Below are 13,731 nucleotides of genomic sequence, written 5' to 3' on the forward strand. Positions count from 1 at the left end.
TTCATTCGAGGTAGGCTCGGTCGGTCGGCGACGCTGGCGAGATGGTGAGGAGTGACCCAGGGATGACGGCCGGGAACAACGGCGCGAGCACACCCGAGGACGACGATCCGTTCGGCTATCTGTACGAGGACGGACAGGCGGCGGCCGCCAATCAGCGACGCCAGGGGGGGTACGGATACCCCGGTCCCGCAGCCCAGCCAGGTGTACCGCGGACGTCGTACAACCAGGTCAGAGCCGTGGGCGAGCGCCAGTACGGCCAGCAGTCGCAGGTCCCTCAGCAGCAGGGGTACGGCCAGCAGCAGCAGTACGGCCAGGCCCCCTACGCCGGTTACGGCCAGCAGCCGAACGGCCCCGCGCCGGCCGGCCCCTACGGCGCCCCGGCGGCTCCGCACGCCTCCGAATCCACCAGCCGCGTACCGCTCCAGCGCGCCGGCGGGCGGGGCCGCGGCCCCAACGGCCCCAACACCAAGGGCCTGCTCATAGGCGCCGTGGCGGTCGTCGCGGTGGTCGTGATCGGAATCACAGCGGCCCTCGTGTCGAGCGGCGGCGACGAGGACAAGAACAACGACGCGGCCCCGACGGCCGCCCCGAGCGTCGGCGAGTCGGAGCAGCCCAGCGAGAAGCCCAGCCAGGAGGCGGGGGACAAGCCGAAGGAACTGCCCAAGCAGGACGCCGCGACCCTCCAGCTCACCCCTCCGGCGGCGGTGGCGTCCGACATCCCCGGCGCGAAGGGAACGAACGGCGCGTACGTGTCGCTGAACGGCGCCGGCGCGGCGGCGACGTGGAAGGTGGACGTGCCCAAGGCGGGGGCGTACACCCTTTTCGTGACGTACGGCGTGCCGGGCAAGGACGCCAAGACCTCACTGTTCGTCAACAGTGACGAGCGTCGCGACATCAACATGAAGAACTTCGCGAAGGCGCCCGAGGGCGCCTGGGACAAGGGCTGGACGGTCACCTACGCGTACGTCGACCTCGACAAGGGATCGAACACGTTCAAGATCTCCTGTGAGCAGGGCGACCAGTGCGAGACCGTCCTCGACCAGCTCGAACTGAAGGCGGGTCAGGTCGACCGCTGACGCGGCGCCAAGCGCGGACGTGACGTCACGCGCCGATCACCCGCAGGAACCCCGCCACCGTCCCGGTCATCGCCTCGCGAGCCGGGGCGAGGTATTTCCGGGGGTCCACGGTCGCCGGATGAGCCGTCAGGTGATCCCGTACGGCGGCGGTGAACGCCGAGTTGAGCGCCGTACCGACATTGATCTTGACCATCCCGGCGGCGATCGCCCGGCGGATCTCGTCGTCGGGGACGCCGGACGAGCCGTGCAGGACCAGCGGTACGGATACGGCCTCGCGCAGGGTGGCGATCAGCGTGTGGTCGAGGGCGGCGGTGCGCGCCGTCATCGCGTGCGACGAACCGACCGCGACGGCCAGCGCGTCCACGCCCGTCTCGGCGACGAAGACGACCGCCTCCGCCGGGTCCGTACGGACACCCGGGGCGTGCGCGCCGCGCGGCGGTTCGCCGTCCTTGCCGCCCACCGCGCCCAGCTCGGCCTCCACCCAGACGCCGTGGTCGTGACCCCACCGCACCGCCTCGGCGGTGGCCTTGAGGTTCTCCGCGTACGGCAGCTTCGAGGCGTCGAACATCACCGAGCTGAACCCCTCGACCGGCGCGGACCGCAGCAGGTCCGCCGACTCGACGTGGTCGAGGTGCAGCGACAGCGGTACGGAGGCGGCGCGGGCGACGGCGGTCGCGGCGGCGGCGACGGCGCCGAGGCGGCCGCCGTGGAACGCCACCGCGTTCTCCGAGATCTGGAGGATCGCGGGGACCCCGGCCCGCTCGGCCCCGGCGGCGATCGCCTCGGCGTGCTCCAGGGTGATGACGTTGAAGGCGGCGACGCCGTGTCCGGCGGTCGCGGCGGCGGTGATCAGCTCACCGGTGGTGACGAGTGGCACAGGGCCTCGGTTTCCCGGGCCGGGGGCCCGTCGTACGTGGTGCTGCCTAGCTGTCGGGTCGCGTGCGGGGGCTCACTGCGCGGGCTGTTCCGTCACCCGTACCCGCGAGAGCAGTTCGTCGTACGCCACCGCGTCGAACTCGCCCGCCACCGGGGACAGGACCGTCGCCGTGGACAGGGCCACCGCGCGCGTGAGGCGGGCCGGCCACGGGAGACGCTCCACCAGCGCGGAGAGCAGGCCCGCCACGGCCGAGTCGCCCGCGCCCGTCGGGTTGCCCTTCGCCGGGGCCGGCGGACTGGCCCGCCAGACGCCGTCCGCCGTCGCCGCCAGCACGCCGTCCGGGCCGAGCGAGGCCACCACCGCGTGGGCGCCCCGGCGCCGGGCGTCGCGGCTGGCGCGCAGGGGCTCGCGGGAGCCGGTCAGGCGGGCGAGTTCGTCGGCGTTCGGCTTCACCAGGTCGGGGCGGGCGGCGATGCCCCGCCGCAGCGGTTCGCCGCTGGTGTCGAGCAGGACGGGCACCCCCGCGCCCCGCGCCGCGCGCACCAGGTCGGCGTACGCGCCGACGTGGATGCCGGGCGGCAGGCTGCCGCAGAGGGCCACCGCGTCCGCGACGGCGAGCAACTCCTCGTAGCGGGCCAGGAAGGCGGCCCACTCGGCGGGCGAGACGACCGGGCCCGGTTCGTTGAGCTGGGTGGTGTCGCCGGTCGTCTCGTCGACGACCGCGATCGTACGGCGGGTGGCACCGGCGATCGGCACGAGCGCGTCCACGGGCGGGGAGAAGGACCCGGGCGCGTCCACGGACACGAACGCGGCGGAGGCGGGCCCGCGGGGGTCGGGAGCGGTCGGCAGCAGTTCGCGCAGGACGTCGCCCGTCCTGCCGCCCGCGAACCCCGTCACCACCGTCTCGTGGCCGAGCGCCGCCAGCACCCGCGCGACGTTCAGCCCCTTGCCGCCCGGCCGCTCGATCACCTCGCTCACGCGGTGCGTGGCGTGCGGGACCAGCCGGGGCGTGCGGTACGTGATGTCGAGCGCGGTGTTGAGCGTGACGGTCAGAATCACCTGTCATACCCCCCGAGAACGCGCCTGTCCGGTCGATTGCCGGGGTGATCATGTCAAAAAGAAGGCGGAAGGCCCAGACCCCGGGCCGACCGCCTCCCTCATGACGCGTAATGACTTATCGCTAAATCAGCCCAGTTGGGGCTCAATTACCCATTCGCCTCGGTGCAACACGCCCTTGACCGAGAATTCCGCGTCCAGGACGACCAGGTCCGCGTCCTTGCCCGGCTCCAGCGAGCCGACCCGGTCGTACAGGCCCAGCAGCTTCGCCGGGTTGGCGGAGATCGCCCGGACGATGTCCCCGACGGGCAGCCGGTCCACCGTCGCGGCCCGTCTGAAGGCCGTGTCCAGGGTCAGCGTGGACCCGGCGATCGAGCCGCCCTCCACCAGGCGCGCGACACCTTCCTTGACCTCCACGGCCAGCGGGCCGAGCTGGTACAGCCCGTCGCCGAAGCCCGCCGCGTCCATCGCGTCCGTGATGAAGGCGACGCGGCCCGCGCCCGCGCGGTGGAACGCCAGCTCCAGCGCGGCCGGGTGCAGATGGGTCCCGTCGTTGATCAGCTCGACGGTGACCCGCTCGTCCTCCAGCAGCGCGGCGATCGGCCCCGGCGCCCGGTGGCCGATCGGGGGCATCGCGTTGAAGAGGTGCGTGGCCACGGTCGCGCCCGCGCCGATGGCCTCGACGGTCTGCTCGTACGTCGCGTCCGTGTGCCCGATCGCGGCGATGACGCCCAGCTCGGCCAGCAGCCGTACGGAGTCGATGCCGCCCGGCAGTTCGGTCGCGAGCGTCACCATCCTGACCGTGCCGCGCCCCGCGTCGACCAGCTTCCGTACCTCCGCCGGGTCGGGGTCGCGCAGCAGCTCCTCGCTGTGCGCGCCCTTGCGGCACGGCGAGATGAACGGGCCCTCGAAGTGGATCCCGGCCAGATCGCCCTGCTCGACCAGCTCGGAGAGGATCCCGGCGCGCTGGGCGAGGAAGTCCGCCTCGCCCGTCACGAGGGAGGCGACGAGGGTCGTGGTGCCGTGCTCCAGGTGCGTACGGACGCCCTTGAGGACCTCGTCCACGGAACCGGAGGTGAACGAGGCACCGCCGCCGCCGTGGTTGTGCATGTCCACGAAGCCCGGCACGACCCAGTGGCCCGACAGATCAAGCGTTACGGCGTCGGCGGGGGCGGCGCCGGTGATCCGGCCGCCCTCGACGATCACCCGGCCGCCGTCCACGGTGCCGGTGGGCAGCACCACTCTGCCCCCGGTCAGAACGGTGCTCTTGGCGCGTGCGGCCATCAGGCGGATACCTCCGTGGAGAGACGGTCGGATCGGCCGGAGCCGTCGGAATGATCGATGCCGGCGCCGTTGCCGGAGGCGGAGCCTGTCTCTGTGCCTGCCTTCGCGTCCTGCCCGCCGCCGGAACCCGCCAGCAGGTCCCACGCGAGCAGCCCCGCGCCCAGGCAGCCCGCGGTGTCCCCGAGGGCCGCCGGCACGATCTCGGGGACCTTCTGGAACGTCACGCGCCGCTCCACCGCGTCCCGTAGCGGGGCGAACAGGGTCTCCCCGGCCTCGGCCAGCCCCCCGCCGACGATGAGCGTGCGCGGGTCGAGCAGGGTCAGCGCGGTGACCAGCCCGGCGGCGAGCGCGTCGACCGCGTCCAGCCACACCCGTACCGCCGCCTCATCGCCCGCGTCCACGGCCCGCGCGCAGTCCGCGGCGTCGGCCGCCGGGTCGCCGCTCGCGGCCGCCCAGGCGCGCGTCACGGCGGCGGCGGAGGCGATCGCCTCCATGCAGCCGCGCTGGCCGCAGCCGCACTCGGGCCCGTCGGGGCGGACCACGACATGGCCGATCTCGCCCGCGTACCCGTGCGCCCCGGCCTCGATGGTGCCCTCGATGCCGATCGCGCCGGCGATGCCGGTGCCCAGCCCCACGAAGAAGAACCGGTCCGCGCCCTTGCCCGCGCCCAGCCGCCCCTCGGCGAGGCCGCCGGTGCGTACGTCGTGGCCGAGCGCGACCGGTACGCCTCCGAGGCGCTCGCCGAGCAGATCGCGCAGCGGTACGTCCCGCCAGCCGAGGTTCGCGGCGTACACGGCGGTTCCGCTTTCGGCGTCCACGATGCCGGGGACGGCGACACCGGCCGCCACGGCGCTCCCGCCGAAGTGCTCGACGCCGTACGCGCGCAGGTCGGCCGCGAAGTCGAGAATGGTCCCGACGACCGCGTCGGGCCCGCGCTCCCGGTCGGTGGCCCGCCGCGCTTCGTACAGCAGCGCGCCGTCCGCCCCGACCAGGGCGGCTTTCATACCGGTGCCGCCCACATCGAGGGCGATGACGTGTCTCACAAAGAACAGTCTCGCGCGTAGACCCTTGAAAGGTCTAGTCCACTGGCCTGGATTGTTGCGTGTCCATACAAAGCCCTGACGTGGTCCCGGCTTTGAGAGATGCCCGGTTGAGACGTTGCCGAAGCGAAACCCCGCAGTTGTGGACCTTAAACCTCCGGATAGGGGAAAATCACTGCCTTGTAACAGGGCGCCACTGGGGACCGACTGGGACCTTACGTACACCGGAAGAACAAGGGTGGGGACAGAGCTGTGCAGCAGCGCTACCTGGCAGTGACCGCGGCGATAGCCGCGATGGGCATGACAATGGCGCTGGCGGGTTGCGGTGCCACCGGGTCGTCGGGCGACGTCACCCTCAAACTCGTCGCGGCCGACTACGGGAACAGCCCGGCCAACAGCTCCGAGAAGTACTGGTCCGCGCTGGCCAAGGACTTCGAGACCAAGAATCCCGGCATCAAGATCGACGTCGACGTCCGCTCCTGGAAGACCGTCGACGCGGACGTCGCCTCGATGGTCAAGCGGGGGGAGGCCCCCGACATCGCGCAGATCGGCGCCTACGCCGACTACGTCAAGCAGGACGCTCTCTACAGTGCGGACGAACTCCTCAACATCCCCACCCAGGCGAACTTCCTGACGCAGCTGTCGGACGCGGGGAAGGTCAACCGCGTCCAGTACGGGCTGCCGTTCGTCGCGTCCACCCGGCTGCTGTTCTACAACGAGAAGCTCTTCGACGAGGCCGGGCTGAGCGCTCCGAAGACCTGGGCCGACATCGAGTCGGACTCCAAGGCGCTGAAGGAGAAGGGCGTCACCACGCCGTTCGCGCTGCCGCTGGGGACCGAGGAGGCGCAGGCCGAGACGATGATGTGGCTGCTGAGCGGCGGGGGCGGCTACACGGAGACCGCCGACGACTCGTACAGCATCGACTCGGCGCAGAACGTGGCCACCTTCAGGTGGCTCCAGAAGAACATGGTCGAGGCCGGGCTGACCGGGCCCGTGGCGCCGGAGAAGCTGGACCGCGCGGCCGCGTTCACGGCGTTCAACGCGGGCAAGGTCGGCATGCTGAACGGCCACCCGACGCTGATGCAGGAGGCCGAGAAGGCCGGCATCAAGGTCGGGATGGTGCCGCTGCCGGGCATCAACGGCACGTCCAAGTCGTCGATGGGTGTCGCCGACTGGATGATGGCCTTCAAGCAGCCCGGCCACCGCGAGGCGGCGGGCAAGTTCCTGGACTTCGTGTTCAGCGACAAGAACGTGCTGGACTTCGTGGGCCAGTACGACCTGCTGCCCGTCACCTACAGCGCGAACGAGGCGATGGCCGCGGATCCGGAGTACGCGGCCCTGAGCAAGTTCCAGGAGGCGCTGCCGACGTCGCAGCTGCCGCCCGTCGGCAAGACGTCGTGGGCGAAGGTCAGCGAGAGCATCAAGAAGAACATCGGCAAGGCCGTGGAGCCGGGTGTGAACCCGTCGACGGTGCTGGGGGAGATCGCGCGGGACGCGGTCACGGCGGAAGCCGCGGAGTAGCGTGCCGGATCCCGAGCCCGAAGAGCCCGCGCCGCCCGTGTCCGATCTTTCAGATCGGGACAGGGCGGTGCTGGCGATGGAGCGGCGCGGCTGGCCGGGGCCGGGGGCGAAGGAGCGGGCGATCCGGGAGGACCTGGGGATCTCGCCGACCCGGTACTACCAGGTGCTGGGCGCCCTGCTGGACGACCCCCGGGCCCTGGCCCACGACCCGGTCACGGTAAACCGCCTACGCCGGGTCAGGGCCGCGCGCCGGGAGGGCCGTTGAGCGTGGTGGGCGCGGGTTACTGATGTCCTCAAACGCCGGACGGGCTGGAGTGTGCCCCCCCCCACTGCCCCCAAGGCCGGACGGGCCGGGGGTTGTCTTGAACGCGGGCGTGGAAGGGGGACGGGCAGGGGTCGTGTCCGGAACGTAAAGCGTGTTTTGTGTCGCGTGACTACCGGTAAACCAAACAAGACCCCGAACGCGACGTAAAACATGCAGTGCAGGACACGACCCCTGCCCGGCCCCCGGCAACAACCCGCACCCAGCCCACCGGGCCGCAGCGGCACAATCAAGCCCGTCCGGCGATTGAGGACAATCAGTAAGCCGCACCCGCCCGCACCGGGCAGACCCGCGGCCCCCCGGCCCCAGAACGCCCGTCCGGCGATTGAGGACAATCAGTAACCGATAAGGTCGGAGACATGGGCAGCCCCGAGATCCCCCTGCCGAGTCCCTCCACCCCCGCCGGCACCCACGGCCTCGCCGCGCTCCTCGCGCGCCCCGCCGACGCCATCATCGCGCTCGACTTCGACGGCACCCTCGCCGACATCGTCCCCGACCCCCAACAGGCCCGTGCCCACCCCCGCGCCGTCCCGGCGCTCGCCGCCCTCGCGCCGCACGTCGCCTCCGTCGTGGTGATCACCGGCCGCCCCGCCGAACTCGCCGTCCGGTTCGGCGGCTTCGCGGGGGTGCCGGGCCTGGAGCACCTCGTCGTGCTCGGCCACTACGGCGCCGAGCGCTGGGACGCGGCCACCGGCACCGTACGCGCCCCCGCCCCGCACCCGGGCGTGTCGGCGGCCCGCGCCGAACTCCCCGCCCTCCTCGGCGGAGACGGATCCGCCGCGCAAGGCACCGCGCAAGGCACGTGGATCGAGGAGAAGGGCCAGGCGTTCGCGGTCCACACCCGCAGGGCCGCCGACCCCCAGGCCGCCTTCGACACCCTGCGCACCCCCCTCGCCGCCCTGGCCACCCGCCACGGCCTGGTCCTGGAACCGGGCCGCATGGTCCTGGAACTCCGGCCGCCCGGCGTGGACAAGGGCGTGGCGCTGACGAAGTACGTAGAGGAATCAGGCGCCGAGACCGTCCTGTACGCGGGCGACGACCTGGGCGACCTCCCCGCCTACGCGGCGGTCGACACCCTCCGCGCGAAGGGCCACCCGGGCCTCCTGGTGTGCAGCGGCACGGAGGTCCCGGAACTGTCCACCAGATCCGACCTCACCCTCCCGGGCCCCGCCGCGGTCGCCGACTTCCTGGCAGCCCTGGCGCAAGCGGTGGCCGGCGCCTGATACGGCCACCCGCCCGCGCCTGACACCGCGCCATCAGGCGCGCAACGCCTCCAGTTGGTCCAGGAACCACTGGGACGGGGGGAGGGCCGTGGCCGCCGCCGCCAGGCGTTTGGTGCGTTCCGCGCGTTCGTCCTGGGGCATCGTCAGGGCCTCGTGGAGGGCCGTGGCCGTCGCCGTGATGTCGTACGGGTTCACCACCAGCGCGTCCTCGCCCAGCTCCTCGTACGCGCCCGCCTCGCGGGACAGGACCAGGACGCAGCCGTTCTCCGAGACCACCGGGATCTCCTTCGCGACCAGGTTCATGCCGTCGCGGATCGGGTTGACCAGGGCCACGTCCGCCAGGCGGTACGCCGCCAGGGAGCGGGCGAAGTCGTCCTTGACGTGGAGGACGACCGGGAGCCAGCCGTACGTGCCGAAGTCCAGGTTGATCGCGTCCGCCACGCGCTGGACCTCGGCCGTGTAGTCGCGGTAGACCGACAGGTCCTGGCGGGAGGGGTACGCGAAGGCCACGTGGACCACCCGTTCGCGCCACTCCGGGCGGTCGGTCAGCAGCTGCCGGTACGCGAGCAGGCCGCGGACGATGTTCTTGGACAGTTCCGTACGGTCCACCCGGACGATCGTCCGCCGGTCGGTCCCGCCGATCTCCTCGCGCAGGGACACGGTCCGATCGTCCACGTCGGGGCGGTGCGCCCGTTCGCGCAGGAAGTCCGCGTCCGCGCCCAGGCCGTGCACGCCGATCCTGGTGTTGCCGGTGCCGCCCAGCAGCTCCGTACAGCAGGCCGTGAAGGCGTCCGCCCAGCGGTGGGTCAGGAACGCCGCGCGGTCCGCGCCCAGGATGCCCCGGAGCAGCTGGCGCGCGATGTCGTCGGGGAGCAGCCGGAAGTAGTCCACCGGGGCCCAGGGGGTGTGCGAGAAGTGGCCGATCCGCAGGTCGGGGCGCAGCGCCCGGAGCATGCCGGGCACCAGCGCCAGGTGGTAGTCCTGCACCAGCACGGACGCGCCGTCGCCCGCCTCGTCCGCCAGCGCCTCGGCGAACGCGCGGTTGTACGCCTCGTACGACGCCCACTGCGCCCGGAACTCCGCGCCGAAGGACGGCTCCAGCGGGGTCTGGTAGAGCAGGTGGTGGACGAACCAGAGCGTGGAGTTGGCCACCCCGTTGTACGCGTCCGCGTAGACGTCGGGGGCGATGCCCAGCATCCGTACGCGCTGCCCGCCCGTGTCCTCCGGGTCCAGCCGGCCGCCGGTACGCCGTACCGCCTCGCGGTCGCCGTCGCCGAGCGCCGCGCACACCCACACCGCGTCCGTGTCGGGGCCGATGGCCGACAGGCCGGACACCAGCCCGCCGCCGCCGCGCCGGGCCTCCAGCGCTCCGTCGTCGCGGAGCGTGTACGAGACGGGGCCGCGGTTGGACGCGACGAGGACCTGGGCGGCCTGCTCGGAAACCATGTGCCGAAATCTAGCCCGTACGGGAAACGCTCAAACGTACGGAGAGCAGCCGTAGTGAGAGCAGCCGTACGGAGAGCCGTACCGAGAGCAGCCTTACGGAGAGCCTTACGGAGAGCCGTGCGGGGATCAGTCGCCCCTGCGTCCCCGTGCCGCCGCCAGCGCCACCACTCCCGCCCCCGTCAGCGCGACCGCCATCCCGCCCAGCAGCCACAGCCGCTCGGCCGTGACGCCGGTGGCCGCCGCCGCGAGGAACCACAAGTTCAGAGGAGTCTCCATAAGCACGCAATATAGGTAAATAGGACCAGAGGGGGTGGTTACGCCGCGCGGCCGGCCGTGTACTCCGCGATCTCCCGCATCGGCGGCCGCTCCTCCGTGTCCACGTCGTACGTACGCGGTTCAAAGCCGTTCTCGCCCCGCTCGAACTGCGTCAGCTCGGGCCGTACCAGATGCGCCCCCAGCTGCGACCGCGACAGGCGCAGCTGCGCCGTACGGTAGATCGCCGCCGCCATCCGCCCCAGCGCCCGGTCGTCCTGGTGCCGGTGCAGCCGCGTGCCCACGTCGACCTGGCCCAGCGCGTCCAGCCCCACACTGTGCAGCGCGTCCACCAGCAGCCCCAGCTCCACGCCGTACCCGACGGGGAACGGCAGCCGCTCCAGCAGGGTGCGCCGGGCCGCGTACTCCCCGCCGAGCGGCTGGACGAACCCCGCCAGGCGCGGCCAGTGCAGATTCAGCAGCGGCCGGGCCACCAGCTCCGTGACCCGCCCGCCCTGGCCCACGGCGGCCCCCCGCGCCCCCAGCGGCCTGTCGTACATCGCCTTCACCAGCTGTACGTCGGGCTCCGTCAGCAGCGGCCCCACGATCCCCGTCACGAAGTCCGCCGAGAACTCCCGCAGATCCGCGTCCACGAAGCACACCACGTCCCCGCCCGTCACCAGCAGCGACCGCCACAGCACCTCGCCTTTGCCGGGCAGCGCGGGCAGCCGCGGCAGGATGTCGTCCCGGCGCACCACCCGCGCGCCCGCCTCCGCCGCCACCTTCGCCGTCGCGTCGGACGAACCGGAATCAATCACCACCAGCTCGTCGACCAGCTGCGCCTTCTCCATCAGCTCGCGCCGGATCACCGACACGATCCCGCCGACCGTCTCCTCCTCGTCCAGCGCCGGCAGCACCACGCTGACGGTCGTGCCACGCGCGGCCTTCGCCGCCAGGAGCCGGTCGGGCGTACGGTCGGCCACGGACCAGGAACGCCTGGTCAGCCAGCGTTCCACCTCTTCCAGCACGGTCGGTTCTCCCTGAAAGTGATCCATCTCGCGGTGCGGACCACTATCTCCACGGTCCGCTCCTTCGGTTACAGTCTTGAACAACACGAATGACCACCGCATGTCGGGGGTCATCCGGTGGACAAACGCTCGGATCGCGGGACCGACCCCGGATCCGATGCCATACCGCTCATCCAGAGGGGCAGAGGGAACGGCCCGTTGAAGCCCCGGCAACCCTCCCGCCGACCGCGAGGTCATGGTGGGGAAGGTGCCAATTCCGTCTTGCGGCGAAGTACGTCGTGAGGAAGATGAGGAAAGGGCCTCGCCTCCATGTCTGTGCAGACCGTCCCCACGCCCGGTGTCACCCCCGGTGCCGTCGATCTCGGACCCGCCGCCGCCCTCTCGTGCCGCGAATGCGGCGAGCGCTTCGACCTCGGCCCGATCTTCGCCTGCGCGTCCTGTTTCGGGCCGCTCGAAGTGGCGTACGACCTGCCGAGCGGCACCCCCGAAGAGCTGAAGAAGCGCATCGCCGAGGGCCCCGACAACATCTGGCGCTACGCGCCGCTGCTGCCCGTCCCCGCCGACGTGGCGAGCAAGCCCAACATCAACCCCGGCTTCACCAAGCTCGTCAAGGCCGACAACCTCGCCCGCGAACTGGGCGTCACCGGCGGCCTGTACGTGAAGGACGACTCCGGGAACCCGACGCACTCCTTCAAGGACCGCGTCGTCGCCATCGCCGTCGAGGCCGCCCGCGCCTTCGGCTTCACGACGCTCTCCTGCTCCTCCACCGGCAACCTGGCCGGCGCCGTCGGCGCCGCCGCCGCCCGCGCCGGCTTCCGCTCCTGCGTGTTCATCCCGAGCGACCTGGAGCAGGGCAAGGTCGTCATGGCCGCGGTGTACGGCGGTGAACTCGTCGGCATCGAGGGCAACTACGACGACGTCAACCGCTTCTGCTCCGAACTGATCGGCGACCCGCTCGGCGAGGGCTGGGGCTTCGTGAACGTCAACCTCCGCCCGTACTACGGCGAGGGCTCCAAGACACTCGCGTACGAGATCTGCGAGCAGCTCGGCTGGGAGCTGCCCGACCAGCTCGTCATCCCGATCGCCTCGGGATCGCAGCTCACGAAGATCGACAAGGGTCTCCAGGAGCTCATCAAGCTGGGCCTCGTCGCGGACAAGCCGTACAAGATCTTCGGCGCCCAGGCCGAGGGCTGCTCCCCGGTCTCCGCCGCCTTCAAGGCGGGCCACGACGTCGTACGGCCCCAGAAGCCGAACACCATCGCCAAGTCCCTGGCGATCGGCAACCCGGCCGACGGCCCGTACGTCCTCGACATCGCCCGCCGCACCGGCGGCGCCGTGGACGACGTGAACGACGAGCAGATCGTGGACGCGATCAAGCTGCTTGCCCGTACCGAGGGGATCTTCGCGGAGACCGCGGGCGGGGTGACCGTCGGCGTGACGAAGAAGCTCATCGACGCCGGCCTGCTCGACCCGACGCTGACGACGGTCGTGCTCAACACGGGCGACGGTCTCAAGACGCTGGACGCCGTGGCCCCGACCACAGGACCCACCGCCACGATCCGCCCGAGCCTCGACGCGTTCCGCGCCGCCGGCCTGGCCCACTGAGCCACGCGTCGCGTCCCCGCGTCCCGCCCATCACTGAAGGAAGGCACCCCACCATGAGCGTCAAGGTCCGCATCCCCACCATCCTCCGTACGTACACCGGTGGCCAGGCCGAGGTTCCGGCGGAGGGCGAGACCCTCTCCGAGGTCATCCAGTCGCTGGAGGCCAGCCACCCCGGCATCGCCGCGCGCGTCCTGGACGACGAGGGCAAGCTGCGCCGCTTCGTCAACGTGTACGTGAACGACGACGACGTCCGGTTCGAGCAGGGCCTCCAGACGGCGACGCCCGCGGGCGCCGGCATCTCGATCATCCCGGCGGTCGCCGGCGGCTGCTGACGCCGGATCACGGGGACGCTTGACGCGTGTCCTTGGCCCCGTCCGTACAAGAGTCGGCCCCCTCCGCACGGGAAGCGGAGGGGGCCGTTCTTTATGGTTGAGCGCGGTAGAGTTGGGAACACCCCCTCGCGGCCGGTGCCGAGCGCATACGAGAACGCGACAACCTGGGGTCAAACTCTCGGTGACTTTTGCGGGCACATGTGTGTTTTGCCCGGCCCGACTTGCCCCGGAACGCAGTCAATCCGTCGCTATGTGTGTTCGGTCGTGCCCAGATTTCTCGTCCGATTGACCTGTTGCAGAGGGCAGTTGGGCAGATACATTCAGCCGCGGTCGAAGCGTTCCGGCAGTAATAGGGGAGTAAGGCATGGCTCAGGGCACCGTCAAATGGTTCAACGCGGAGAAGGGCTACGGCTTCATCGCGGTCGACGGTGGTGCGGATGTTTTCGTCCACTACAGCGCGATCCAGATGGACGGCTACCGCACCCTTGAAGAAGGTCAGCGAGTTGAGTTCGAGATCTCGCAGGGCCAGAAGGGTCCGCAGGCGGACATGGTCAAGCTCGCCGTCTGATCCCGGCGCGATCGGCCACCGACGCACTCACGCCGAGGGGCCCGTATCCCATACAGGGATACGGGCCCCTCGTGCGTGTACGGGACCCCCGCGCGAGGGTG

Annotated in this window: 13 protein-coding genes, 1 pseudogene and 1 riboswitch; of the genes and pseudogenes, 7 read left to right on the plus strand and 7 right to left on the minus strand. The window is 71.4% G+C overall.

Going from position 1 to position 13,731, the window contains the following annotated elements:
- The first annotated feature begins 62 nt into the window (after positions 1–62).
- A complete protein-coding gene (locus OG349_RS20730; protein ID WP_327236026.1) occupies positions 63–1,076 on the plus strand; it encodes a carbohydrate-binding protein in 1,014 nt (337 codons plus the stop codon).
- Positions 1,077–1,101: 25 nt separating this feature from the next.
- Here the strand turns inward: OG349_RS20730 and OG349_RS20735 are convergent, their stop codons facing one another.
- The 4 genes and pseudogenes from OG349_RS20735 to OG349_RS20750 all read right to left on the minus strand — a co-directional run.
- Complete coding sequence (locus OG349_RS20735; RefSeq protein WP_327236027.1) at positions 1,102–1,953, minus strand: class II fructose-bisphosphate aldolase; 852 nt, start codon at positions 1,951–1,953, stop codon at positions 1,102–1,104.
- A 72-nt stretch (positions 1,954–2,025) separates the two neighbouring features.
- Positions 2,026–3,012 carry a 1-phosphofructokinase family hexose kinase gene (locus OG349_RS20740; RefSeq protein WP_327236028.1) on the minus strand — a complete coding sequence of 329 codons (987 nt, stop codon included), beginning with the start codon at positions 3,010–3,012 and terminating at the stop codon, positions 2,026–2,028.
- A 126-nt stretch (positions 3,013–3,138) separates the two neighbouring features.
- Positions 3,139–4,293, minus strand: a complete 1,155-nt coding sequence (gene nagA / locus OG349_RS20745; RefSeq protein ID WP_327236029.1) for an N-acetylglucosamine-6-phosphate deacetylase — start codon at positions 4,291–4,293, stop codon at positions 3,139–3,141.
- A gap of 128 nt (positions 4,294–4,421) precedes the next feature.
- Positions 4,422–5,336, minus strand: a pseudogene (locus tag OG349_RS20750) (ROK family protein); the annotation flags it as partial.
- A gap of 249 nt (positions 5,337–5,585) precedes the next feature.
- Between OG349_RS20750 and OG349_RS20755 the strand changes: the two are divergent.
- From OG349_RS20755 to otsB, 3 genes are all read left to right on the plus strand, one after another.
- Entirely contained in the window at positions 5,586–6,854 is a 1,269-nt protein-coding gene (locus OG349_RS20755) for an ABC transporter substrate-binding protein (RefSeq protein WP_442806278.1), read from the plus strand.
- Between the two features lies 1 nt (position 6,855).
- Positions 6,856–7,119, plus strand: coding sequence for a DUF3263 domain-containing protein (locus OG349_RS20760; protein WP_327236031.1), 264 nt, complete (start codon positions 6,856–6,858; stop codon positions 7,117–7,119).
- A 416-nt stretch (positions 7,120–7,535) separates the two neighbouring features.
- Positions 7,536–8,399, plus strand: a complete 864-nt coding sequence (gene otsB / locus OG349_RS20765; protein WP_327236032.1) for a trehalose-phosphatase — start codon at positions 7,536–7,538, stop codon at positions 8,397–8,399.
- A 33-nt stretch (positions 8,400–8,432) separates the two neighbouring features.
- On the opposite strand, the gene OG349_RS20770 is transcribed toward otsB, so the two are convergent.
- The 3 genes from OG349_RS20770 to OG349_RS20780 all read right to left on the minus strand — a co-directional run bounded on the left by OG349_RS20770 (position 8,433) and on the right by OG349_RS20780 (position 11,125).
- Complete coding sequence (locus OG349_RS20770; protein WP_327236033.1) at positions 8,433–9,845, minus strand: alpha,alpha-trehalose-phosphate synthase (UDP-forming); 1,413 nt, start codon at positions 9,843–9,845, stop codon at positions 8,433–8,435.
- 126 nt (positions 9,846–9,971) lie between these two features.
- On the minus strand, positions 9,972–10,121 hold the full coding sequence (locus OG349_RS20775; protein ID WP_327236034.1) for a hypothetical protein: 150 nt from the start codon (positions 10,119–10,121) through the stop codon (positions 9,972–9,974).
- 38 nt (positions 10,122–10,159) lie between these two features.
- Positions 10,160–11,125 carry a glucosyl-3-phosphoglycerate synthase gene (locus OG349_RS20780; protein WP_327236035.1) on the minus strand — a complete coding sequence of 322 codons (966 nt, stop codon included), beginning with the start codon at positions 11,123–11,125 and terminating at the stop codon, positions 10,160–10,162.
- 166 nt (positions 11,126–11,291) lie between these two features.
- Positions 11,292–11,419: riboswitch (SAM riboswitch) on the plus strand.
- Between the two features lie 15 nt (positions 11,420–11,434).
- Between OG349_RS20780 and thrC the strand changes: the two genes are divergently transcribed.
- The 3 genes from thrC to OG349_RS20795 all read left to right on the plus strand — a co-directional run bounded on the left by thrC (position 11,435) and on the right by OG349_RS20795 (position 13,630).
- Positions 11,435–12,730: a threonine synthase gene (gene thrC / locus OG349_RS20785; RefSeq protein WP_327236036.1), complete on the plus strand. Its 1,296-nt coding sequence runs from the start codon at positions 11,435–11,437 to the stop codon at positions 12,728–12,730.
- A gap of 53 nt (positions 12,731–12,783) precedes the next feature.
- On the plus strand, positions 12,784–13,062 hold the full coding sequence (locus tag OG349_RS20790) for a ubiquitin-like small modifier protein 1 (protein ID WP_161307489.1): 279 nt from the start codon (positions 12,784–12,786) through the stop codon (positions 13,060–13,062).
- A gap of 364 nt (positions 13,063–13,426) precedes the next feature.
- A complete protein-coding gene (locus OG349_RS20795; protein WP_005315736.1) occupies positions 13,427–13,630 on the plus strand; it encodes a cold-shock protein in 204 nt (67 codons plus the stop codon).
- Positions 13,631–13,731 lie beyond the last annotated feature (101 nt).

Source organism: Streptomyces sp. NBC_01317, from assembly GCF_035961655.1.
Classification (GTDB): domain Bacteria; phylum Actinomycetota; class Actinomycetes; order Streptomycetales; family Streptomycetaceae; genus Streptomyces.